Below are 23,757 nucleotides of genomic sequence, written 5' to 3' on the forward strand. Positions count from 1 at the left end.
AACCTCCGGGTTTTTTCCCTAAACGCCTCGAACTGCATCATCCGCCTTCTCCCTTCTTCCCTCCTTTCCCGCCGTTTTCGCCCGGTATATGCCGGTCAGCGACCGTACCGCCCGTACAAGGGAGGCAGGCCCGTCCACATTGACGGCCTTCGCAACCGACACCCAGCCTCCTATGGCAAATGCCGTTCCCCTGCGTGAAAGTACCCACCGCATCGCCACGGCGTCGTTTTCGTCATCTCCCGCGTAAATAATCCGTCCCTTGGATGGATGGAAACTCAAGTGGCGGCAAAGTCGTCGGATGCCGAAGGCCTTGTTTATCGTGGGAAGGAATTGCACATCGGCTACATCGGGGCCTCCGAAGACGCGAATCCCCGGATGTCGTTTCAATTCCTGAATCATCGGAAAAAGGACGAAGATCTCCTCCGGGTGAACGCGCAGGTAATGAACCGCCACCGACCAACGCTTGTCTTCCAGCTCCACGCCATGAATCGTGGCGATCTTTCCCAGCACGGGAATCACGTTCCTCCGGGATTTTTCCAGTTCCCTCTCCGTTTCCTCGTCGGGAGGGAACAGGGCGCCTTCCGGATCGCGCCACGTAAGCCCGCTCCCTCCTCCCACGAAGACCCGCGGTACGGGGATCCGGGGGACGATGTCCTCGATGGACCGGCTGGAGAGTACGGCCACCCGGTCCCGAGGGTCGGCGGCAAGGTCCTTCAGAAGCTCCAGGGCATCCGGATGCAGACGCGCCTCGTTGCGGTCGGGGACCAAGGGGGAAAGAGTTCCATCGAAGCCGAAGACCCATAGGTGCCGGATGCCGACGCCAGGCTTCACCACGCCACCTCCGGAGCGAGAATCCGTTCCGATTCCTCGAAGATCCTCGCCCCCCAGCGAAACACGTTGTTCCCTTGCACCTGGGCGCGCATCCTCCCCATCCTCGGCCGGTAATCCTCCGCGGGCATGAGATAGGCCGCATGCATCGCATCCGCCATCTGATCGATGTCGTACGAGTTCACGAGCAGGGCATCCGCGAGCTCGCGGGCCGCGCCGGTGTAGATGGAGAGAATGAGGACCCCATCCCCGTCCGTGCGGGCGGAGATGAACTCCTTCGCCACCAGGTTCATCCCGTCATGGAGGGAAGTCACGAGCCCGACATGGGCCAGACGGTACGCGGCAAGCACCGCGTGATAATCGTGGTGGCCCCGCAGGAACCGGATGGGCATCCAGGTTTCCGTCTGGTGGCGCCAGTTGATTTCGTCGATGAGGTCGTCCAGCTCATCGTTCAATTTCCTGTAGGCCTCGATGTGGGTCCGGCTGGGGGCGGCCAACTGGACCAGAGTGGCCTTCGCTTTCAACTCCGGATGACGTCTCAGCATCAGGTCGAAGGCGCGCAGGCGCTCCGGGATCCCTTTGGTGTAATCGATGCGGTCGGCGCCGACGAAAAGCTTCCCCCCGTTGCTCTCCCCCAACTCCTCAAGGAAACCCGCCATCTTCAGTCTTACGGCCGGAGATTCGCTGTCCATCCCGATCCGCGCGTAGTCCACGCTGATCGGGAAGGCGCGGACATAGGTCGAATGGCCGCCGCGGAATGCGCGGAAGTTCTCGTAATCGACACGCGATTCGATCCCCCGGTCCACGGTGCCGAGGAAATTCCTGCAGTAGTATTGAATGTGGAACCCGATCAGATCGTTCCCGAGGAGACCGTCCAGCAGTTCCTCCGCGAAGGGGCAGATGCGGAACGTCTCGCGGTTGGGCCACGGGATGTGCCAGAACTGGATCACCTTGATGTCCGGCCGGGCCTCCTTGATCAGGCGCGGCAATAAGGACAAATGGTAGTCCTGGATAAAGACGATCGCCGGGCCGGACCCCGCTTCCTCCAGGACCGCATCACGGAATCTCTTGTTGACGGCCCTGTAGGCATCCCAGTCGCACCGTGAAAAGCGCGGCCTCGAGTATACGTGGTGGCACAGCGGCCAGATCGCCGTGTTGGAAAGCCCGTAGTAATAGCCGTCCTCCTCCGCACGGGTGAGCCAGACGCGCTGAAGCACGTACTTGGGATCCTCCGGCGGGAGGGCGATGCGGCCACGCTCGCCTGCCACGAGCCGGTCTGCGGAGCCGGAGCCGTGGGCGATCCAGGTCCCTCCGACGGCGCGGACGATCGGCTCGATGGCGGCCACCATTCCGCTGGCCGGTCGAAGCACCCTGACCCCCTCCGCGACGCGCTCGTGCACGACCGGCTCCCGGTTGGACACCACGATGAGCTTCGCTCCCGTCGACACCCGGGAGACGACTTCCGCGAGTTCATCCGCCCTCATGGCAAAACGTCTTCCTCTTCCCCGCGTACCCTTTCCGCGCCCAGGAGAAAACGTTTCCCGCCGGGTCACGATCCGCCCCCGGCTCCACTCGGAGGCCCGGATCCCCGCGGCGGTTGTTTTGCGATGGTAGGATGCGAAGGGGGAGGAGTCACCCTCCGAAAGGAGGGAAAAATTCGGGAAGGGTCGGTCCTTTTTTAAAACAGGAATACGGGGATTGTCGACGGCTATCCCGCCACAATTTCCACGGGTCCACTTCCTTCCCGGGCTGCCGGGGGAACGGACGAGCCCGAAAAGGTGTTTGAAAACACCGGGGTTCGCGGAGGACGGATACGCGGCAGCGGTTCAGCCAAGCAGCCCCAAATTCCGGGCGCTGGCAATCGCCTCGGTGCGGTTGCTGACGTACAGCTTGCAGTAAAGCCGTTTCAGGTACCACTTCACCGTCGTCTCGGAGAGAAAGAGTCGCTTGCCGATATCGCGGTTGCGCAGACCCCGGGAGAGCAGATCGAGGATCTGCACTTCCCTGTAGTGGAACGACTCCCGGGGCAGCCCCGTCGACGTTTCCCTGGAGACGGGGTCGCCTTCATCTCCAAGGGCCGAAAGGATCCCGGCCGCCGTCGCGCGCAGCCTCTCCCTGCTCTTGAGTTGCCTGAGGAACGGAATGATCTCTCTTCCCGCATTCACGAAGGGGCGAATGATTCCTTCCCCTTCGGCAAGGAACATTGCCTGTTCGAGCTTTGCCAGTCCCTTCTTCGAATTCCCCAGGCCGATCCATGCGGAACCCAGCAGGACGAGGACTTCGATGACGTTCCGTCCTCTTCCCGCGGTCCGGGCGCTGTTCAGGATCTTCCCGGACAGCCTGACGGCCCCGCTGAAATTCCGCTGGGCGATCAGAACAGAAAGGCGTTCGATCAGGAAGGACTCGTATTTTTCTGTGAAGACGGGTCGATCGATCACGTTCTGCCCGGCGAAGGCCGCCTCGGCGGCTTTCAGAAACGACGATGCCTTCTGGGGATCCGAAGCTTGTATAGCCATTCGAGATTCCAACAGGTCGGCGCGGAACGATACGCGATGGACGCTGTGCTCCCTCGCGATCTGTCGGGCCCGAGCGACATCGGCGGCGGCCAGATCGTCCCTTCCCAGCGCCAGCTTGGTGCGGGCACGCTCCACGAGAGCCACTCCGAGAAAACCGAATGCGTTGCTGGCTTCGAGAAATGCAATCGCCTCCGACAACTCCTCGAGCGCCTCGTCCAGCCTGTTTTTTTCCTGGAGCACCAGGGCGAGCCCGTACCGCAGGAACGCCGCCCCCATGCTGCGCAGCCACAGCCGCTCCCGGGAGACTTCCAGGGACCCGCGGAAACTGGTTTCCGCAATGTTCGTGCGCCCCATGAGATAATTCACGATCCCGATGTTGAGCCTCGCCGTCAGGTTGACCAGGGAGCTGTTCGCACGGTCGGATCCTTCGAGGGCCTCCTGAAAGTGCCGGAGCGCAAGAGGAAGGTTGCCCCCCACTCGGCTTGCATATCCCAACGTGATGGATGCGTAGCTGCGCAGTACCGACTCTTCGCTGGGGAAGATGGAGACGATCCCGGAGTGCAGCCCGGCAACGTCCGGCTCGTCCGTCTGGATGATGCCGAGGACCGCTCGAAGTACCTTGAGCTCGGCGCCTGCCTGGATCGGGGCCTGCGCGGGAGAGGATTCCGGCCTTGACAGCGCCGCTTCCGCGCAGTCGATGCGCAGCCTGGCGGCATCGAATTCGCCCAGGTAGGCAAGCGCCCAGGCGTGCAGCGTACACAGGACAGGGTATTGGCGAACTGTCTTGTCGGGGAGCTCGTCGATCCACCGGCGCAATTCCTTGAAATCCCCCTGGCGGAAAAGGTCCCGGCCCGTGGTTTCGAGCAGCCTGGCTGCCCGCTTGGACCTTTTCCCTGCGATCGCGTACCGTATTGCCTCGATGGGATAACCGTTCCTCTCGAACCAGTCGCCGGCGATGTCGTACAGGCCGGCACAATCTACGGAACGCTCGGCCCGCAGACGATTTCGCAGAAAATCGGCGAAGAGATGGTGGTACCGATACCAGATTCGCTGATCATCGAGAGAGAAGATGAAGAGATTCTTCTTTTCCAGCGTTTCCAGCATGCGCTGGCTGTCCTGCCGCCCGGTGAGCGTGTCGCACAGCGGAGCGGTCATCTGGTCCAGGATGGCCGTTTCCAAAAGGAAATTGCGGACCTTGGCAGGCTGCCGGCCATAGACCCCCTCCATGAGATAATCGGCGACGTTCCGTTGCGCTCCCGAGAGGCAGGTCGCGAATCCGTCGGCATCCGCCGCTTCGGAGAATGTCATGGCCGCAAGCTGCAGCCCGGTGATCCACCCCTCCGTTCGTTGGTTGAGAGCGCGGACCTGATCCTCGGACAATCGCAGCCGGCATACCTCATTGAGGTAGATTCGCGCCTCGTCGAGGTTGAACCGCAGATCCTTCCAGCGAATCTCGAGGACATCTCCCCGGCCACGAAGACGCTCGATGGACACCGGGGGATCCTTGCGGGTACCGATGACGAAGTGAACATTGACAGGGACGTATCGGAGCAGAAAATCCACGACGGCATGGATCGTTCGATCCCGGATTTCGTGGTAATCATCGAGAAACACCACGACCTTCGAATTCGTGCTGCCGAAGTCATGGATCAGGCTTGCAGCCACATCCGCAATCAGCACGTCCGGATTCACGGTGAGAAACTGAAGGGCCTCGTGGCCGAAGTCCGGCCGAACTTCCTGGACCGCGGAGATCAGGTGGGAGAGGAAACGGCGGGGTTCGTTGTCGAAGTCGTCGAGAGAGAGCCACGCGGTCGTCACAGGGTGCTTGCGAAGAGCCAGATACCATTCGGAAAGCATGGTGGTCTTCCCGGACCCCGCGGGCGCGGAGATCAGCACAAGTCGAAAGGGGTCGATCCTCGCCGGATCGAAGGAGAACCGCGGGCGCGGCAGATGACGGACCCCTTTCGAGGGCGGCCTCAGCTTGGTCGCCAAAGTCCGCCGGGTGGAACCTCTCCCGTGATCGTTAATCAGGCGATGGTCTACGGACATGCCTCTTCCCGATGACGGCGGTTCGTGAAGAGAAACACGGAAAAGCGATGAGCCGCCATTTGGGTCCGGGAACCATCTCCTGGTGATCCACGACCGGAACCACGGTTTCGGTGTCGGCCCACCGCGTACTCACCCATTCAAGGGAAGGAATTCCTGAAGAGGACAGGAATACGAAGGGCCCCTTTCAGGGCATTCCGTTGCCCGAAACGGCGTTTTAAAAACATGATACTCGATTCTCTCGTTTTTATCAACGGACACGGCTTTACGGACACGGCTTTACACGGACACGGCTTTACACGACACGGCTTTCACGGACACGGCTTTCACCCCGCATCGCTGCGCGGTCCCGGGCCTTGCGCCATCACGACGGGGCGCACGATTCCGGCGGAGCCGTCGGCGTGCGCCGCGGTGGCGCGCCCCGGCCGGCAAGCGGCTGTGAGCGACGGAGCCGTTTCCGTGGCCTCCTTTACTTGGCCGGGGGGGTTACAGTACACTTTCCGGGGGATCGTCCATCCCTCCCGTTGCGAGGTGCCCGTTTGGGTAGACCCACTGTGGCCGAGATCGACCTGTCGGCCCTCCGCCACAACTACCGGCTCCTTCGGTCCCTCCTTCCGCACGGCACCTCCGTGTTCGCCGTCGTGAAGGCGGACGGATACGGGCACGGGGCGTTTCCCGTGGCGAAGGCGCTGGCCGAGGAAGGGGCCAGGATGTTCGGGGTCGCCACGGTCGAGGAGGGGGTGGAGCTCCGGCGGGCCGGGATCCAGGCTCCGATCGTGGTGCTCGGCGGCGTGGACGAACTGCAGGCGGAGGAGGCCCATGCGCACTCTCTTTCCGCGGCCCTCTTCGAGCGGGGGCAGGTCGGGTATCTCGCGCGGGAAGGGGAGAGGCGGGGGAAGCCGTTCCCGGTCCACATCAAGATCGACACGGGGATGGGCCGGCTCGGCTTCCGGACGGGGAAGGAGAGGGAGATCGTGGAGGCGGTGGCGGCCCGTCCGGCTCTCCGGGTCGAGGGGTTCATGACGCACCTCTCCTCGGCCGACGGGACGGAGGAGGAGGACCGGCTGTTCACCCGCGCGCAGCTGGACTCCTTCGCGCGGGAGATCCCGCTGGTGCGCCGGACCTTCGGGGAGGCGGTCAGCGCGCACGCCTTGAACAGCGCGGGGATCCTCCGCTACCGGGAGTTCGCGTTCGACATGGTCCGGCCGGGGATCACCCTGTACGGAAGCCTTCCCGCGGAGGGGATCGGCGGGGAGCTCGGTCTTCGCCCTGTGATGCGCCTGGTCACCCGGGTGGTTTCCCTCAAGGATCTCCCGGACGGCCATCCGGTAAGCTACGGGAGGCGGTACCGCTGCGGGGGGACGCGGCGGATCGCGGCCATCCCCCTGGGCTACGCGGACGGCTACCGCCGGACCTTTTCCGACGCGGCGCAGATGTCGGTCCTGGGCCGGAGGGCGCCGGTCGCCGGCAGGGTGTGCATGGACCACACGATGATCGACGTGACCGGTATCCCGGGCGTGTCCGTGGGGACCGATGTCGTCGCGATGGGGGGGGAGGGGCCCTCGGCCGACGAACTGGCCCGGATCGCCGGCACCATTCCGTACGAGATCCTGGTCCAGGTCGGGCGCCGGATCCCGAGGAGGTGCATTGGCTGACGGGAAGACGCCGAAAGGGCTCGCGGTCCTGCTCGAACGGCTCGGGACCCGCGTGTTCCGGATGGTCGAGGACCTCGGGGGGATCTTCCGGCTCTTCCTCCAGTGCGCCGTCTGGACCTTCCGCCCCCCTTCCGAGATCCGGAACATCGTCAAGCAGATGGAGGAGGTCGGGATCCATTCCCTGCCGGTCGTGCTCGTGACCGCCACATTCACGGGGATGGTGATCGCCCTCCAGAGCTTCTCCGGCTTCCAGCGCTTCCAGGCGACCAGCTTCGTCGGATCGGTGGTCGCCCTCTCGATCACCCGGGAGCTGGGCCCCGTCTTCGCCGGACTCATGGTGTCGGGGCGGGTGGGGGCCTCCATGGCGGCCGAGCTGGGGACGATGAAGGTCACGGAGCAGATCGACGCCCTGGTGACGCTGGCCACCAACCCGGTGAAATACCTCGTCGTCCCCCGCGTGGTGGCGTCGACCCTCGTCCTGCCGGTCCTGGTGATCTTCGCCGACCTGGTGGGCATCCTCGGCGGCTACTTCGTGTCGGTCTATCTCCTGGGCGCGAACCCCTACGTGTACACGGAGAAGACCTTCCAGTACCTGGAGCTGCGGGACATCTACACGGGGCTGGCCAAGGCGGCGGTCTTCGGGTTCCTGATCGCGCTGATCTCCTGCTACCACGGCTTCATCGCCGAGGGAGGGGCGGAAGGGGTCGGCCGGGCGACGACCCGCGCGGTGGTGGCTTCCTCGATGATGGTCCTGGTGTCCGACTACTTCATGACCTCCTTCATGTTCTAAAGGGGACCGAGGGTGATCGAGATCCGGGGGCTCTGCAAGCGGTTCGGAAAGAACGTCGTCCTGGACGGGGTCGACCTGGACGTCCCCCGGGGGAAGAACACCGTGGTCATCGGGGGAAGCGGCACCGGGAAGTCGGTCCTGATCAAGTGCGTGGTGGGACTGCTGCGCGCGGACGCCGGGCAGATCCGGATCGACGGGGAGGACGTGACCTCGATGGACGAGCGGGAGCTGGTCCGGGTCCGCCGGAAGTTCGGGATGCTGTTCCAGGGGTCGGCCCTCTTCGACTCGATGAACGTGGGGGACAACGTGGCCTTCTCCCTGCGGCGGCTGCATAACTACCCGGAGCGGCAGGTCCGGGACGTCGTGGGGGAGAGGCTCGCGATGGTCGGGCTGCGGGACATCCAGCACCTGATGCCGGCGGAGCTGTCGGGCGGGATGAAGAAGCGGGTGGGGCTGGCCCGGGCGATCGCATCGGAGCCGGAGATCCTGCTGTACGACGAGCCGACGACGGGGCTCGACCCGATCATGGCCGACGTGATCAACGACCTGATCATCTCCCTGCGGGAGTCGCTGGGGGTGACTTCCATCTCGATCACGCACGACATGGCCTCCGCCTACAAGATCGCGGACCAGATCGCGATGCTGTATAAGGGAAGGATCGTCGAGGTGGGCACGCCCGAGCGGATCCGCGCCTCGGAGAACCCGGTCGTGTCCCAGTTCGTCGAGGGCCGGGCGCAGGGGCCCATCACGGCGGAGCACGAGGAGTTCATCCGGTTCGTCCGCCGGACGGACGACGCGGGGGCGCCAGGAGGGGAATGATGTCGAAAGAAGCGAAGGTGGGGATCTTCGTCCTGCTGGGACTGGTTGTCCTCACCTATTTCACCTTCCGGGTCAGCAAGTGGGGAGGGATCGGGGAGCAGGGGTACAAGCTCACCGTGGACTTCGAGACCGCCGCCGGCCTGGAGCCGAAGGCGAACGTCAAGATGGCCGGGGTTCCGGTGGGGAAGCTCGAGGAGATTCTGCTGGTGGAGAACCGGGCTCGCCTGGTGCTCCGGGTCCAGGACGGCGTCCGCATCCCGGTGGACTCCATCGCCTCGATCCAGACCCAGGGGCTTCTCGGGGAAAAATACGTGGAGATCCTTCCGGGGCGGAACGCCGAGCAGTTCCTTCCGGAGGGCGGCCGGGTGGCGAACACGATCCCCCCCGCGAACCTGGACGAGATCATCCGGAAGGTCTCGCTGATCTCCGAGGACCTGAAGAAGTTCACCGAGACCCTTTCCATGACCTTCGGGACCGAGGAGGGGCGGAAGGCGATGTCGGACATCCTCCGGAACGTCCAGGAGACCACGGAGGTACTCCGGGCGGTCGTGACGGCGAACGAGGAGCGGCTGAACCGGATCCTCGTGAACGTCGACGTCCTCTCCGCGGACCTCAAGGAGATCTCCTCGGCGAACAAGGAGGACCTGCGCGCGACGATCTCCAACCTGCGGGCCTTCTCCGAGACGCTCAAGAACGAGACCCCCGGCCTGGCGAAGAACCTCCAGGAGATGGGCGAGCGGGTGAGCGGGCTGATCGGGGAAAACCGGGAGAACATCAAGGCCAGCATCGAGAACCTGAAGAGCGCCTCCGCAAAGCTGGACAACACGCTGGACTCCGCGGGCAGGGTCCTCGCCCGGATCGACCGGGGGGAGGGAACGCTCGGCAAGCTGGTGACCGACAACACGGCCCACGAATCGCTCACCCGGACGCTGGACGGGATCAACAGGTTCGTGCGGAAGACCGAGTCGTTGAAGACCTTCCTCGACTACCGGCTCGAGTTCCAGAGCGAGCCCTCCGAGTTCAAGCACTACGCGAACCTCCGCCTGCAGCCCTCCGCCGACAAGTACTACCTCGTCGGGGTCGTGGACGACCCGCGGGGGAAGTTCGACTCCTCGGTTACGACGACCACGACGGGCGGGACCGCGGTGACCACGAGAACGGAATCCTTCACGAACGAACTGAAGTTCTCCGCGCAGGTCGCCAAGCGGTTCTCCGGCCTCACCATCCGGGGAGGGGTGATCGAGTCCACGGGGGGGGTGGGGCTCGACTACGAGCTGTTGAAGGACCGCCTGACCCTCGGGGTGGACGCCTACGACTTCACCCGGAAAGACCAACCTCCCCATTTGAAGCTGTTCGGCAACTATGATATCGTGAAAAACCTTTTCGTGACGGGCGGCGTGGACGACCTCCTCAACGACGAGAAGAACCTGCGGACCTTCTTTTTCGGGTTCGGGATCAAGTTCGCGGACGAGGACTTGAAGACTCTCCTGGGGGCCGTCACGGTCAGCCCATAACCGTTCGTTCATCCCATCCTGCGGTTCGGAAAGAAAGGGTAAGGGGCCATGGCGAGAATCCATCGGGCGATCCTGAGCGTTTCCGACAAGGCCGGGATCGTGGAGTTCGCGCGCGGGCTCTCCCGCCTTGGGGTCGAGCTGTTCGGCTCCGGCGGGACCGCGCGGATGCTCCGCGAGAAGAAGATCCGGGTCCGGCTGATCGAGGAGTACACGGGGTTCCCGGAGATGCTCGACGGCCGGGTCAAGACGCTGAATCCGAAGATCCACGGGGGGATCCTCGCGGTCCGGGGAAACCCCGCGCACATGCGGACGATCCAGGCGCACGGCATCGTTCCCTTCGACATGCTGGTGGTGAACCTCTATCCCTTCGAGGCGACGGTGGCCCGGCCCGGATGCACGCCGGAGGAGGCGATCGAGAACATCGACATCGGCGGCCCGGCGATGGTCCGCTCGGCTGCGAAGAACTTCCGGGACGTGGCGGTGGTCACCGATCCCGCCGACTACCGGCAGATCCTCGAGCGGCTGAGGAAGGGGAACGGGAGCCTCGACCCGGAGACCCACGCCGAGCTGGGACGGAAGGCCTTCGCCCTCACCGCCCGCTACGACGCGGCCGTCTCGAACCATCTCGGCGGCGGGGGCGGGGAGGGGGCCGCGTTCCCGGCGACCTTCACGGCGCAGTGGCGCAGGGTCCAGTCGCTCCGGTACGGGGAGAACCCCCACCAGGCCGCCGCCTTCTACACGGATGTCCGCCTGCCGGACGAGCCGTCGCTGGGAGGGGCGCGCCAGCTCCAGGGGAAGGAGCTTTCCTACAACAACATCGTGGACATCGACGCGGCGCTCCAGCTCGCCCTGGAGTTCCGGGAGCCGGCCGCCGTGATCATCAAGCACACCAACCCCTGCGGGGTGGGGACCTCCGGGCGCAGGCTCCTGGACGCCTTCAAGAAGGCGAGGGCGTGCGACCCGGTCTCCGCCTACGGCGGCGTCATCGGGTTCAACCGGCCGGTGAACCGGGAAACGGCGCAGGAGGTGGCCGGCACCTTCTTCGAGGCGGTCGTCGCCCCCTCCTACGACCGGGAGGCCCGCAAAATCCTCGCGGCGAAGGGGAACCTCCGGCTGATGGAGACGGGGTGCGAGTTCCGGTGGGGGCGGGATGCGGAGTGGGAGATGAAGCGGGTCAGCGGGGGGCTGCTGCTCCAGAGCCGGGACCGGCACCTGCTCGATCCGGCGGACCTCAAGGTGGTGACGAAGCGGCCTCCCACCGCCGGGGAGCGGACCGCGCTGCTCTTTGCCTGGAAGGTCTGCAAGCATGTGAAGTCGAACGCCATCGTCTTCGCCCTGAAGGACCGGACGGTGGGAGTGGGGGCGGGGCAGATGAGCCGGGTCGATTCCGCCAGGATCGCGGTGATGAAGGCCCAGCTTCCGACCCGCGGGACGGTGGTGGCCTCGGACGCCTTCTTCCCGTTCCGGGACGGGCTCGACGTGGCCGCGGAGGCGGGGGCGACCGCGGTCATCCAGCCCGGCGGATCGGTCCGCGACGCGGAGGTGATCGCGGCGGCGGACGGGCACGGGATGGCGATGGTGTTCGCGGGAGTGCGGCATTTCCGGCATTGATGGGCGGGGACACTCCTCGCGATATGAAGCACAAAACCAGGAATGTCCCCGGTTAGAACAGGAGGGAGCGCATGGGTCTGAAGATCCTGGTGGTGGGGAGCGGGGGGCGGGAGCACGCCCTGGTCTGGAAGATCGCCCAGAGCCCGCTGGTGGAGAAGATCTATGCGGCCCCGGGGAATCCGGGGATGGCGAAGGAGGCCGAGCTCGTTTCCGTTTCCGTGGAGGACCTCCCCGGGATCGCCGCCTTCGCCGCGGGGAAGCGGATCGACCTTACGGTCGTCGGCCCCGAGGCGCCGCTGGCCAAGGGGCTTACCGACCTGCTGGTCGCGAAGGGGCTGCTCGTGTGCGGGCCGAGCGGGGCGGCGGCGCAACTCGAGGGCTCCAAGGTGTTCACGAAGAGGATCCTGGCCAAGTACCGGATCCCGACCGCCGCGTTCCGGGAGTTCGACGAATTCGACGACGCGCAGCACTACGTGCTCTCCCACAGGCTGCCGGTGGTGATCAAGGCGGACGGCCTGGCGGCGGGGAAGGGAGTCGCGGTCGCGGGGACCTACGAGGAGGCGGTCGCCTTCCTCCGGGACGTGATGGAGAAGCGGGTGTTCGGCGCGGCGGGGGAGCGGGTGGTGGTGGAGGAGTGCCTCACGGGGGAGGAGGCCTCCTATATCGTCTTCACCGACGGGGAGAAGATCGTGCCGCTGCCTTCCTCGCAGGACCACAAGCGGATCGGGGACGGCGACTCGGGACCGAATACCGGCGGGATGGGGGCCTACTCCCCGGCTCCCGTGGTGACCCCGGAGGTCGAGGCGAAGATCCTCGGGAAGATTTTCGAGCCGCTCCTGGCGGGGATGCGCGCGGAGGGGACCCCGTTCCGGGGGATCCTCTACGGCGGGCTGATGATCGAGCGGGGGGAGCCCAAGGTGCTCGAGTTCAACGTCCGGTTCGGCGACCCGGAGGCGCAGCCGCTCTTCCTGCGCCTGAAAAGCGACCTGGTCCCGCTGCTGGTCCAGTGCGCGCAGGGGAAGATCACCGACGCCGTCATGGAGATCGATCCCCGCCCGACGGTCTGCATCGTGATGTCCTCCGGCGGCTATCCCGGGTCGTACCGGAAGGGCTTCCCGATCGCCGGGATCCGGGAGGCGGAAGGCGAAGGCGGGGTCGTGGTGTTCCACGCGGGGACCGCGCTCCGGGACGGGTCGCTCGTCACCAACGGGGGGCGGGTCCTCGGGGTGACGGCGGTGGACGACGACATCGCGAGCGCCATCGCCCGGGGGTACCGGGCGGCCGGGAAGATCCGGTGGGAGGGGGCCTACTACCGGACCGACATCGGGAAAAAGGCGCTGCTGCGGGGGGGGGGAACGCCATGAACGGCAAGGTCCTCATCCTGATGGGATCCAGTTCGGACGCGGAGGTGATGAAGGAGGCCGCCGGGGTGCTTTCCGGGTTCGGCATTCCCCATGCCCTGGTCGTCACCTCGGCTCACCGTTCGCCGGAGCGCACCCGAAAGATCGTCCGGGATGCGGAGAAGGACGGCATCTCGGTCATCATCGCGGGGGCGGGCGCCGCGGCGCACCTGGCCGGTGTCGTGGCCGCGGAAACGGCCCTGCCGGTCATCGGGGTCCCCCTGGCGAATTCCCCGCTGGCGGGCTTCGACTCCCTGCTCTCCACCGTGCAGATGCCGGCCGGGGTCCCGGTCGCGACGGTGGCGGTCGGAAAGGCGGGGGCCCGCAACGCGGGCCATCTCGCGGCGCGGATCCTCGCGCTGTCCTCCCCGGAGCTGATGGCCCGGGTGCAGGACCACCGGAAGAAGATGGCGGAGGCCGTCGCCGCGTCGGCCGACGAGGTGCGATGACCGGTTCGCCGGTCCCCGGCGGCGGAGCGAGGAGGAGATGACGCAGCTGTTCCGGATCGCGGCCGGAGCCCGCGGCCTGCTCCCCCCGGGGGTTTTCCGCTCCCTTCGGTCCGGCGGGCTGGTGGTCTTTCCCACGGACACTCTGTACGGTCTGGGGGCCGATCCCGGATCCGCCGCGGCGCTCGAGGCGCTGTTTTCCCTCAAGGGACGGGAGGAAGGGAAGCCGGTCCCCCTGCTCCTGGACTCCGCGGAGAGGGCCTGGGCCTTCGCGGCGGAGGTTCCCGAGGCGGCCCGGCGGCTGATGGAGCGGTTCTGGCCGGGGGCGCTCACGATCGTCCTTCCCGCATCTCCCCGCCTCCTTCCCGCGGTCGCGGGGCCGGGGAGAACGGTCGGGCTCCGGGTTCCGGACCACCCGGTTCCCCGGGCGCTCGCGAAGGCGCTCGGAGGGGCGGTGACGGGGACCTCGGCCAACCGGTCGGGCAGTCCGGCCCGCTGGCAGGAGCCGGAGGCGATCGCCCGCGAGTTCGCGGGGAGGGTGGAGTGGATCCTGTGGGACGGACCCTCCCCGGCCGGGAGGGAGGGCGGGGGCCCGGGATCGACCGTCGTGTCCGTGGAGAATGACCGCCTTTGCCTTCTGAGGGAAGGGGAGATCCCCTTCCGGAGCATCACAGACCACCAACCGAAAGGGTGAGGAACATGACCATCGTTTCTCCGTTCCGGGGGATCCATTACGATCCCTCCCGCGTGAAGGATCTCTCGCAGGTCGTGACCCAGCCCTACGACGTGATCTCCCCGGAGGAACAGGCACAGCTGCACGAACGCCACCCGCGGAACATCGTCCACGTGGACTTCGGCCTGGACCGGCCTGGGGACGGTCCGGCGGAGAACAAGTACACCCGGGCCGCCGCGCGATACCGGGAATGGCTGGCCGAGGGGACGCTGGTGCAGGACCCCTCCCCCGCCTTCTACTACTACGAGCAGGAGTTCACGATCCCGGGGCAGGGAACCTTCGTCCGGAAGGGGTTCCTCGGGGCTCTGCGGCTGTCGGCCTTCGGGGAGGGGATGGTCTACCCGCACGAAAAGACCCACTCGCGACCCAAGGAGGACCGGCTCTCCCTCATGCGGACGACGGAGGCGAACATGAGCCCCATCTTCGCGCTCTATTCGGATCCGTCCGGCGGGGTGGCGAAGGCGCTGCGCGAGAGGTTGCCGAAAACTCCCGGCTTCTCCGCCACCGACGACCTGGGGGTGAAGCACCGGGTGTGGAAGGTCGACGATCCCGGGGCCGTCTCCTCCGCGGCAAGGGGAATGCGGGACAAGAAGGTGTTCATTGCCGACGGGCACCATCGCTACGAGACGGCGCTCGCCTACCGGGACGAGATGCGGAAGGTGCACGGTTCCCGAGAAAACGCCGCCCACGAGCATGTCCTCATGTTCCTGTGCAACATGGATGTCGAGGGGATCGTCATCCTGCCGACGCACCGAGGGATCCACTCCGTCCCGGGATTCTCGGAGGAGGAGTTCGCATCCCGGGTGAAGGCCCATCTCCCGATGGAGACGCGGAAGGGGACGCCGGAGGACGCGATGCGGGCGGTGGCCGAGAAGGGGAAGCAGGCCAAGACGATCGGCTGGAGCGCGGGGGGCGGCCGGTTTCACCTGGTCACCTTCCCCGACACCGGGCGGCTCGGCGAGAAGCACCTGTCGCGCTTCCCCCGCGAGCTCCGCACCCTGGACGTGGTGTTCCTCCACGGGATGATGCTCGAGGAACTTCTCGGGATCTCCCCGGAGGCGGTGACCGCCGGGCAGTTCGTGAAGTATTACAAGGAGCCTGCGAAGACCGCCTCCGACCTCGACCGCGGGGCGATCCAGGCCGCCTTCTTCCTGAACCCGGTCACGATGGAGGAGTTCCGGGACGTTTCCCTGTCCGGTCACGTGCTTCCGCAGAAGACCACCTTCTTCTACCCGAAGATCCTGACCGGCCTGCTGATCTTCTCCTCGCGGGGGGATGACCGGGTTCCCGGATAGGCCGGAAGGAAGCGGCGGAGGCGGGAAGCGGGGCTCCGGCCGGAGCCGTACCGTCCCGGGGTCTCCGCCGCCCGGGATCTTTTCCTCCCTCATCGTCCGCCAGCCGCGCGAAGGGTACCGGTTCTCCATCGACTCCGTCCTGCTGGCCGACTTTGCCGCGGACTACTGCGGGGAGAGGGTGCTCGACCTGGGGACCGGGGCGGGGGTGATCCTGCTCCTCCTGGCCGGGATCCGCGGCGACCTCAGGGAAGGCGTCGGCGTCGAGATCCAGGAGGAGCTGTGGCGGGCCGCCGCGGAGAACATCGGGGAGAACGGGCTTTCGGGGCGTCTTTCCGCGCGGCTCGGGGATTTCCGGGAGAAGATCCCGGGACTGCGCGCCGGGTCGTTCCACCTCGTGGTCTCGAACCCCCCTTTCCGCCGGATCGGCGAGGGGAGGAGGAACCCCGACCGGAGGAAGGAGATCGCCCGCCACGAGATCGCCTGCACCTTCCCGGATCTGTTCGCCGCCGCCCGCAGGTACCTGGCTCCCCGGGGGGCGTTCGCGATGGTCTCCCCCGCGGCGCGGATCCCGGAGATCCTCGCCCTGGCCGCCGCCTCGGGCCTGGCGCCGGCCGCCCTGAGGCTCGTGCATCCCTTCGCCGACGCGCCCTCCAACCGGGTGCTCTTCGCCGGGATCCGGGGAGCCTCCCGGGATCCGGTCTTTCTTCCACCCCTCGTGGTCTATGCGGAGCCCGGCCGTTACCACCCCGAAACGGAGCGGATCCTCGCGGGGCGCCGGCCGTAGCCGCTATTCCTTCCTCCGGGAGGATTTCCTGCAGATCGACCGCAGGAGCTCCCGCGTCTCGGGATCCCGGATCCCGTCGAGTTCGTCCGGAGAACGGAGCGGGGGAACCTCCCCGCGTTCCGGTTCTCCCCCCGCCGGGGACGGATCCTTCCCGGAGGGCGAAACCGGACCCACGACGAACCGGAGATCCCGGATCTTTCCCTCCCCGAGCGCGGCCTCGATCCTGCCGAGCAGGACCGGCTTGGAGAGCTGCAGTTCCTGTGCCCAGGAGGGGTTGAGGACGTGGACCGTGAGGACGCCGCTGCGGACCCGGAAAGGGCGGGCCTTCCCGGCGAGGAGGGGACCGGCGATCTCCCCCCAGGCGCGGGAGAGGGATACCTGGAGCGCCACCGCCGGCAGCCCCGCGGAGGCGAGCAGCTTCTCCAGCGTCCGGGACAGCTTCTCCGTGGCCATCAGCTCGCCGGCTCCTTCCGGCGCCGGACTCTCCCCCCGATCACCTGTCCCGCGATGGCGAAGAGGATGAACAGGGGGATGAACCATGCGCTCAGGTGGCTTTCGATTCGCAGGAAGGCGACCAGCGGGATGGAGAGATGGATATACACGAACCACCCGAGGGAGAACTTCCGTCTCCCCTCCCGCAGGTACCCCAGCGGCACGTTTACCGACAGGGCTGCCAGCCCGATCAGGATCAAGGCGAGACGGGGATCCGCTTGTTGGATGATGAAGGACATTCCGGCCGCTCTCTCCGATTATAATGGATCCTGTCCGATTCCGGCATTTTTTGGAGGAAACCGGTTGGGTCGCTCCGCGGTTCCCGAAGTCGTCCTGATCTTCCGGGGGACGCACCAGGTCCTGTCGGCCGAGAAGCAGCTGAAGCGGGCGGGGGTCCCCATGCGGCTCATCCCGGTGCCGAGGCGGCTTTCCTCCGACTGCGGTCTCGCCATCCGGATCTTCCCCCCGGGCAGGGGGGCTGCGAAGGAAGTTCTCTCGCGTTCCGGGATCCTGCCGAAATCGGTACATATTTTGCGTAACACGGGGGAGTACGACGAGGAACCCCTGTAAGGGGGACTACTGTTTCCGCGGGAGAAATCGATGTTGACTTTCGGAAATTTCTTAAATAAAATGCCAACTTATATGAGTGCTCACGGAGGGGAGTTGGGGGAGCGCAGACGGTTCTCCAGGACAGCGGGACTGACAATTCTTGTCGGTCTGCTGGCGTTGTCCGGCCCGGTTTCGGCAGCGGAAACAGTGCGGTTTTCCATGCTACCCACCTTTTTGAAGACTCCGGACGCGGTTTCCGTCACGGGGGCAGACCCCGGTTCCGTCCTTCTCCCCAGGCAGAACGACGAGGCGTTGGATCGTCACCGTTCCCCCGGGATCCCGGGGACTGACACGATGGCTCTTGCCGCCGTGCCTGCGCCCGCTCCGGCGGGCAGTCGTCCGGCCGAGCGTTCCCGGCTCGATTTCGTCCTCTCTCCCGGGGATCTCGACGGCGCGATCGCCGGGAACGAGGAGACGGAAGCCGTCGAGGAGCTGGACGGCCGGTTCTTCACCAACCCCCTGGAGGAGATCGAGAAGGGGGAGGAGGGGAACTACGCGGGGCTGACCGCCCGGATCGGGAAGTTCACCCACTATTTCCAGAACCGGGGAAGGGAACGCTTCGAGATCTGGCTGGCCCGGTCCGGGAAGTATTCCGAGATGATGCGGCGGATCCTGGCGCAATACGGGCTCCCCGGGGACCTGGTCTACCTGGCGCTGATCGAAAGCGGGTTCTCCCCGAAGGCCTACTCGGTGGCGCGAGCCGCGGGCCCCTGGCAGTTCATCGCCGGCACCGCCCGGCGGTACAAGCTTCGGGTGGACTGGTGGGTGGACGAGCGGCGCGACTACGAGAAGGCGACCCATGCGGCGGCCTCCTACCTTCGGGACCTCTACGGGATGTTCGATTCTTGGCCGCTGGCCGCGGCCGCCTACAACGCCGGGGAGATGAGGATCAAGAAGGCGGTGGCCCGCTACAAGACCGACGACTACGCGCAGCTGATCCGCCACCGGTATCTCTCCAGGGAGACGAAGGACTACGTCCCGAAGATGCTGGCCGCCTTGAGCATCGCCAAGGAGCCGGAGCAGTACGGGTTTGGGGATGTCCAATACGAGGACCCGCTGGAATTCGACCGGGCGACCGTACCGGGCGGCACCGACCTGGCGGCGCTGGGCAGGATCCTCGGCGTGGAGGCCGGGTCGCTGCGGGAGTGGAACCCGGAGCTGCGGCGGTTCTGCACCCCCCCGAACCGGGAGGAATACGAGATCCGGCTTCCGAAGGGATTCGGCCCGGTCGCCGCGGAGCGGATGGAAGAGATCCGCAGCGCGGCGAAGGTGACCTTCCTCTCTCACCCGGTGCGGAGGGGGGAGACGCTCGCCTCCCTGTCCGGCAAGTACGGCACTCCCGTTTCCGTGCTGCACGAGATCAACGGTCTCCGCGGGGATTCCCTGAGCCGGGTTCCCCGCGTGATCGTTCCGGTGACCGGCCTCTCCGAGGAGGATTCGGTCCCCGGGAAGGAGATCTCACCCGACCAGCTCCGGCTCGCGCACATGCGGGTGGACGAGGGGTACCGGAAGGGCCGGACGGTGCGGGTCCGCAAGGGCGACACCCTGTCGAAGATCGCCCGGCAGGCGGGGGTGTCGGTCCGGTCGCTGATGCGTGCTAACGGGATCCAGGAGGCCGGCATGATCCGCGCCGGGAGCCTGATCCGGATTCCCCGGGAGTCCTGACCTGCCCCGTTCGACCGTACCGATCTACCTGGACAACGCCGCAACGTCCCTGCCCAAGCCCGGAGGCGTCGCCGCGGCGGTCGCCGCGGCGATCCAACGCGCCGGAAATCCGGGGCGGTCCGGGCATGCCCTGTCCATCCGGTCGGCGAGGGACCTCTTCCACGCGCGGGAAAAGCTCGCGGAGCTCTTCGGCGGGGCGGACAGCTCCCGATTCGTGTTCACGGAGAACGCCACGGTCGCCCTGAACCTGGCGATCAAGGGGCTGCTTAGGCCGGGGGACCATGCGGTGACCACCTCGGTCGAGCACAACTCGGTAACGCGTCCCCTGCGCAGGATGCAGGAGGCGGGCGTGTCGGTGACCGTGGTCCCGGCGGACTCCACCGGCGCCGTTTCCGCCGGGGCGGTGGCTTCCGCGATCCGCCGGGAGACGCGGCTCGTCTGCCTCGTGCACGCCTCCAACGTGGCCGGGGCGATCCAGCCCGCCGCGGGAGTCGTCCGCGCAGCCCGCCGCGCGGGCGCCTTCACCCTCCTGGACGCCTCCCAGACGGCCGGCTCGATCCCCATCTCCGTCCGGGATCTCCCGGTCGACCTGCTCGCGGCGCCCGGGCACAAGGGGCTGCTGGGGCCCCAGGGAACCGGATTCCTCTACGTGCGGGAGGGGGTGCCGCTCGTTCCGCTGATCGAGGGGGGGACCGGGAGCCGCTCGGAATCGGACCGGCAGCCCGACTTCCTCCCGGACGCTCTCGAGTCGGGGACCCCGAACAGCGTGGGGATCGCCGGGCTGGGCGTCTCCCTTTCCTGGCTGCTTCGGAAAGGGGTGGAGACGGTCCGCCGAAAGGAGGAGACGCACCTGGCGGTTCTGCTGGAGGGGATGGGGCGGATCCCCGGCGTCACGGTCTTCGGTCCGCGCGATCCCTTCCGGCGGATCTCGGTCGTTTCCTTCATCGTCGAGGGAAAGGACTCTGGGAAGGTGGGGCTTCGGCTGGAGAAGGAGTTCGGGATCCTGGTCCGGGCGGGGCTCCACTGCTCGCCCGGCTCCCACCGCACCCTGGGGACCTTCCCGGAAGGAACCGTGCGGGTGAGCCCGGGCCCCTTCACCACGAGGCGGGAGATCGTAGCCTTCCTCGAGGCTCTGCGGAAGATCGCCGGGTCCCGGCGGTAAGGCCTCCCCGGAGCCGGGGGGTCACTTCCTTCCCGCGGCCGCCCTTCCCGCGCGAGTAAGGATGGCGGTGGTGGATCTGCCGGGAAGGAACCGGATCGTCCTCACCTTCCCACCCCTCGCCCGGACGAAGTCGGCCCCGACAATCTCCTTCCCTTTCCAGTCGCCCCCTTTTACCAGGATATCGGGAGCCACCTCCTCGATCAGCGCCGCCGGCGTGTCCTCGGAGAAGACGACCACGAAGGAAACCGCCTGAAGCGAGGCGAGCAGGTAGGCCCGGTCGGCCGCCGGCTGGAGCGGCCGCCCCGCCCCTTTCAGCCGCCGTACGGAGGCGTCGCTGTTCACCCCCACCACGAGGAGGTCGCCCAGGGAGGCCGCTTTCCGGAGGTACTGCGCATGCCCGGCGTGGAGGATGTCGAAGCAGCCGTTCGTGAAGACGAGCCGTTTCCCCCGCCCGCGGAGGCGTTCGCCGAGCCCCCGGACGGACTTCCGGGGAACTACCTTGGCGGCCGGGTCCTGCGGTAGGCCCGCTCGTTCCGGTCCTTTGCGCACGGGATCCTCCTTCTCACCTCGTCGATCCTCCCGGGGTCGACGGTCGCCCTCACGACCGCCTCCTCCTCCCCCCCCTGCGCCAGCCGCTCCCCGAGTGGGGAGAGGACGGCCGACCCCCCGGAATACTGGAACTCCCCGGACCGTCCCACCGCATTCGTCGCCACCACGAAGAGCTGGTTCTCCACGGCGCGCGCGGCGATGAGCAGGTCCCAGTGTTCCTTCCTCGCGGTGGGCCACTGCGCGCTGACGCAGAGCAGGGTCGCACCCTCGAGGAAGTATTTTCGGGAGAGCTCGGGAAACCGGATGTCGTAGCAGATCTGCGGACCGAGGACTCCCACCCGGGTGCGCACGGTCCTCGCCTGCGCCCCCCGCCGGAAATGGAGGTGCTCCCCCGACGGGGTGAAGAGGTGCGCCTTCCGGTATTCCCCGGCGACGATCCCCGTCGCGTCGATCACGTACAGCGTGTTGTACACCGACCGGCCCGACCGCTCGGGGAGGGATCCGGCCAGGACGATCTTCCTCTCCGCGGCGAACCGCCGCAGCTCGTGCAGGATCTCCGGGGTGGATCCGCAGAGGCGGAGAAGGTTGTCGTACGCGAAGCCGGTGCTCCACATCTCGGGCAGGACGCACAGCGACGCCCCCGTTCCGGCCGCCTCCCGCAGGAGGGCAAGGGCCCGGGAGAGGTTCGCCTCGACCTGTCCCATCTCGATCGGGAACTGCAGCGACGCGGCCGTGAATGGCGAGGGCATCCGGTCTCCGTACGGAAGATTCAGGGGACGGCCCGGGAGACCGTCAGGATCACTATATGCTCCGCCCCGGCTCTTTTCAAGGTGCGGGCGCATTCCGCCGCCGTGGCGCCCGAGGTGTACACGTCGTCCAGGAGGAGGATCTCCGGGGGGATCCCCCTACCCGGGGAGACGGCGAACGCCCCCCGGACGTTTCCTTCCCGGAGGGAAAGCGGGAGGGCCGCCTGGGGAAGACGTTCCCGGGTCCGCAGGAGGAGGAGGGGATCGAACGGCCACCCTGCAAGGCGGGCCAGCCTGCCCCCCACCAGCGCGGGGAGGTTGAATCCCCTCCGGAAATATTTCCGGGGAAGGATCGGGACCGGGACGATCACGGGACGGCAACCGTCCGGGAACAGGTCCGCCCACTCCTGCCGTATGGCCGCGAACATTCGCTCCGCGACAGGGCCCGCCGGCGTGGCCATCCCCCCGTATTTCGCGGCCCGGATCGCCTCGCGGACCTCTCCCTCGTAGGGGAAGAGGGAGCGGGCGGCCGCGAAGGGAGGGTCGCCCGGGCAGTCGGCGCAGGCACCGCCCCGCCCGGAACGCACGGGAAATACGACCGCGGAAAAGGCGCCGCACCGGGGGCAGCAGGCTCCCCTCCAGGCGGTCCACCGCGCGACCGATCCGCGGGAAAGCCCGGCCCGCGCGGGAGGAAGGAGGGCTTGCAGCGCCGCGAGCAGGGCCGCCGCGCCGCGGGCGAACCGGGAAAGGTCAGCGGACCGTGGCGGGGATGGCGAATTCCTTCCTGCCGTGGTCGATGGAGTACCCGTTCCAGATGCCGCAGATGGGGCACCGGGGAGTCCACTTGATCGTGATCTCCCCGCATCCGCCGCAGCGGAACGGGATGAGGTACCTGCGCTTGTAGCCGAAGGCGCGCTGGTAGTGCTGGCAGGCGGATTCATAGCGGCCTCTCCGCCGGAACGCCTCCGCAAGCAGGATGTTGACCGACTCGCGCTCCGGCTCCAGCTGCTCCGCCTTCAACAACTGTTCCACCGCCTCGTCGTTCATCTCCAGCCTCAGGAAGAACTTCCCCATGAAGAGGTTCACGTCGTAGTCCGCGGGGTAGTCGCGTTGCAGGTCGGAGTAGCGCGCGATCACGGCGTGCGGCCGCTCGGTCTCCACCCCCATGTCCTCGATCTTGATGAAGAAGACCGGGTTCCGCGTGGCGCGGTATCCCCGCAGGAGAATCTCGGTCGCCTCGTCGATGTTCCCCCGGGAGCGCAGGTGCTCGGCGAAAGCGACATAGGAGGGGGCGAAGCCCGGCTGGTCCTTGATGAGATCCTTCAGGCGGCGTTCCGCGTCGTCGGTCTTCCCGTCGGCCATCCGGCGCACCGCCTTCTCGTACCGGAGGGCGGAAAAGATCTCCTGGTCCGCGGCGGACGCCGACTTTCCCTTGAATTTGACGATCTTCTTCTGGATTTCGTAGGCGGGGACCATCTCCCCGCGGCGGATGTGGATCTCCCGGATCATTTCCCACACCCGCAGGTTCTCCCCCCCGGACCCCTCGACCGTCGAAAGGAGGGAGAGGGCGTTCTCGTCGTCGTTCATTTCGCGGTAGAGGCGGGCGAGGCGGTAGTAGACGAACAGGTCGGACGGGTCGATCTGCTTGATCCGGGTGAGCGCCTTGATCGCCTCGAGGGGGACCTTCCGCTCGGCCTCGACGGTAACCGAAAGCTCGAGCGCCTCCCGGTCCTCGGGATTCACGGAGAGGCTCTTCCCGAGCTCGGTGGCCGCCTCGTCCAGCATCCCGCGCCGGTGGAAATCGGCCGCCTTCGCGACCCGGGCGCGGGCCGCTTCCCGGCGCTGCGCCTGGCGGCGCTCCCTCCAGTTCCGGGAGGCCTCGGTCACGTCCTTCACCATCGTCCCCAGGATCACCATGGCCGCCCCGAGGCAGAAGGAGAGGATGGCGAGCTCGCTGACGGTGACCTCCACCTGGCGCATGGTGGAGTAGAAGAACTGGACATGCTGGCCGTTCAGCAGGGAGACGTAGGAGAACCCGACCAGGATGATGACGAAGAAGAGCAGGAGCAGCCGGACCCCCATGCGCGGGCCTCCTCG

At 66.8% G+C, this 23,757-nt stretch carries 22 protein-coding genes; 13 read left to right on the plus strand and 9 right to left on the minus strand.

What is annotated here, in order from left to right; all coding sequences use genetic code 11:
* Positions 1–18: 18 nt before the first annotated feature.
* The 3 genes from A2X88_08080 to A2X88_08090 form a co-directional block, all read right to left on the minus strand.
* A complete protein-coding gene (locus A2X88_08080; GenBank protein OGP34815.1) occupies positions 19–834 on the minus strand; it encodes a trehalose-phosphatase in 816 nt (271 codons plus the stop codon).
* On the minus strand, positions 828–2,252 hold the full coding sequence (locus tag A2X88_08085) for a trehalose-6-phosphate synthase (protein ID OGP34864.1): 1,425 nt from the start codon (positions 2,250–2,252) through the stop codon (positions 828–830). Before A2X88_08085 ends, A2X88_08080 begins: the two co-directional genes overlap by 7 nt.
* A gap of 402 nt (positions 2,253–2,654) precedes the next feature.
* The gene (locus tag A2X88_08090; protein ID OGP34816.1) at positions 2,655–5,393 is read right to left on the minus strand and encodes a hypothetical protein; all 2,739 of its coding nucleotides are present in this window, start codon (positions 5,391–5,393) and stop codon (positions 2,655–2,657) included.
* Between the two features lie 536 nt (positions 5,394–5,929).
* On the opposite strand from A2X88_08090, the gene A2X88_08095 reads away from it, so the two are divergent.
* The 10 genes from A2X88_08095 (at position 5,930) to A2X88_08140 (ending at position 16,437) form a co-directional block, all read left to right on the plus strand.
* Entirely contained in the window at positions 5,930–7,045 is a 1,116-nt protein-coding gene (locus A2X88_08095) for an alanine racemase (protein OGP34817.1), read from the plus strand.
* A 61-nt stretch (positions 7,046–7,106) separates the two neighbouring features.
* A complete protein-coding gene (locus A2X88_08100; protein ID OGP34865.1) occupies positions 7,107–7,835 on the plus strand; it encodes an ABC transporter permease in 729 nt (242 codons plus the stop codon).
* Between the two features lie 12 nt (positions 7,836–7,847).
* On the plus strand, positions 7,848–8,654 hold the full coding sequence (locus A2X88_08105; protein OGP34818.1) for an ABC transporter ATP-binding protein: 807 nt from the start codon (positions 7,848–7,850) through the stop codon (positions 8,652–8,654).
* Positions 8,654–10,168, plus strand: a complete 1,515-nt coding sequence (locus A2X88_08110; GenBank protein OGP34819.1) for a hypothetical protein — start codon at positions 8,654–8,656, stop codon at positions 10,166–10,168. Before A2X88_08105 ends, A2X88_08110 begins: the two co-directional genes overlap by 1 nt.
* Positions 10,169–10,216: 48 nt before the next feature.
* The gene (locus A2X88_08115; protein OGP34820.1) at positions 10,217–11,779 is read left to right on the plus strand and encodes a bifunctional phosphoribosylaminoimidazolecarboxamide formyltransferase/IMP cyclohydrolase; all 1,563 of its coding nucleotides are present in this window, start codon (positions 10,217–10,219) and stop codon (positions 11,777–11,779) included.
* Positions 11,780–11,856: 77 nt separating this feature from the next.
* On the plus strand, positions 11,857–13,143 hold the full coding sequence (locus A2X88_08120; GenBank protein OGP34866.1) for a phosphoribosylamine--glycine ligase: 1,287 nt from the start codon (positions 11,857–11,859) through the stop codon (positions 13,141–13,143).
* A complete protein-coding gene (locus A2X88_08125) occupies positions 13,140–13,628 on the plus strand; it encodes a 5-(carboxyamino)imidazole ribonucleotide mutase (protein ID OGP34821.1) in 489 nt (162 codons plus the stop codon). Before A2X88_08120 ends, A2X88_08125 begins: the two co-directional genes overlap by 4 nt.
* Before the next feature lie 76 nt (positions 13,629–13,704).
* Positions 13,705–14,319 (plus strand): threonylcarbamoyl-AMP synthase, encoded by a 615-nt coding sequence (locus A2X88_08130; GenBank protein OGP34867.1) that lies wholly within the window; start codon positions 13,705–13,707, stop codon positions 14,317–14,319.
* A gap of 5 nt (positions 14,320–14,324) precedes the next feature.
* Positions 14,325–15,653 carry a hypothetical protein gene (locus tag A2X88_08135; protein ID OGP34822.1) on the plus strand — a complete coding sequence of 443 codons (1,329 nt, stop codon included), beginning with the start codon at positions 14,325–14,327 and terminating at the stop codon, positions 15,651–15,653.
* 76 nt (positions 15,654–15,729) lie between these two features.
* Complete coding sequence (locus A2X88_08140; protein ID OGP34868.1) at positions 15,730–16,437, plus strand: hypothetical protein; 708 nt, start codon at positions 15,730–15,732, stop codon at positions 16,435–16,437.
* Between the two features lie 3 nt (positions 16,438–16,440).
* Here the strand turns inward: A2X88_08140 and A2X88_08145 are convergent, their stop codons facing one another.
* Together A2X88_08145 and A2X88_08150 are read right to left on the minus strand one after the other, a co-directional pair.
* The gene (locus A2X88_08145; GenBank protein OGP34823.1) at positions 16,441–16,890 is read right to left on the minus strand and encodes a hypothetical protein; all 450 of its coding nucleotides are present in this window, start codon (positions 16,888–16,890) and stop codon (positions 16,441–16,443) included.
* The gene (locus A2X88_08150) at positions 16,890–17,168 is read right to left on the minus strand and encodes a hypothetical protein (protein ID OGP34824.1); all 279 of its coding nucleotides are present in this window, start codon (positions 17,166–17,168) and stop codon (positions 16,890–16,892) included. The genes A2X88_08145 and A2X88_08150 overlap by 1 nt, the downstream gene beginning before the upstream one ends.
* A 64-nt stretch (positions 17,169–17,232) precedes the next feature.
* On the opposite strand from A2X88_08150, the gene A2X88_08155 reads away from it, so the two are divergent.
* The 3 genes from A2X88_08155 to A2X88_08165 all read left to right on the plus strand — a co-directional run bounded on the left by A2X88_08155 (position 17,233) and on the right by A2X88_08165 (position 20,365).
* Entirely contained in the window at positions 17,233–17,499 is a 267-nt protein-coding gene (locus A2X88_08155; protein ID OGP34825.1) for a hypothetical protein, read from the plus strand.
* A gap of 213 nt (positions 17,500–17,712) precedes the next feature.
* On the plus strand, positions 17,713–19,203 hold the full coding sequence (locus tag A2X88_08160) for a hypothetical protein (GenBank protein ID OGP34826.1): 1,491 nt from the start codon (positions 17,713–17,715) through the stop codon (positions 19,201–19,203).
* Between the two features lies 1 nt (position 19,204).
* Complete coding sequence (locus A2X88_08165; GenBank protein ID OGP34827.1) at positions 19,205–20,365, plus strand: cysteine desulfurase; 1,161 nt, start codon at positions 19,205–19,207, stop codon at positions 20,363–20,365.
* Positions 20,366–20,386: 21 nt separating this feature from the next.
* On the opposite strand, the gene A2X88_08170 is transcribed toward A2X88_08165, so the two are convergent.
* The 4 genes from A2X88_08170 to A2X88_08185 form a co-directional block, all read right to left on the minus strand.
* Positions 20,387–20,914, minus strand: a complete 528-nt coding sequence (locus A2X88_08170) for a hypothetical protein (protein OGP34828.1) — start codon at positions 20,912–20,914, stop codon at positions 20,387–20,389.
* A complete protein-coding gene (locus tag A2X88_08175) occupies positions 20,860–21,663 on the minus strand; it encodes a hypothetical protein (protein OGP34829.1) in 804 nt (267 codons plus the stop codon). Before A2X88_08175 ends, A2X88_08170 begins: the two co-directional genes overlap by 55 nt.
* A gap of 20 nt (positions 21,664–21,683) precedes the next feature.
* Positions 21,684–22,247 (minus strand): hypothetical protein, encoded by a 564-nt coding sequence (locus A2X88_08180; protein ID OGP34830.1) that lies wholly within the window; start codon positions 22,245–22,247, stop codon positions 21,684–21,686.
* A gap of 163 nt (positions 22,248–22,410) precedes the next feature.
* Positions 22,411–23,742 (minus strand): hypothetical protein, encoded by a 1,332-nt coding sequence (locus tag A2X88_08185; protein ID OGP34831.1) that lies wholly within the window; start codon positions 23,740–23,742, stop codon positions 22,411–22,413.
* Positions 23,743–23,757 lie beyond the last annotated feature (15 nt).

This window comes from Deltaproteobacteria bacterium GWC2_65_14 (assembly GCA_001797615.1).
Taxonomy (GTDB): Bacteria; Desulfobacterota; Deferrimicrobia; order Deferrimicrobiales; family Deferrimicrobiaceae; genus GWC2-65-14.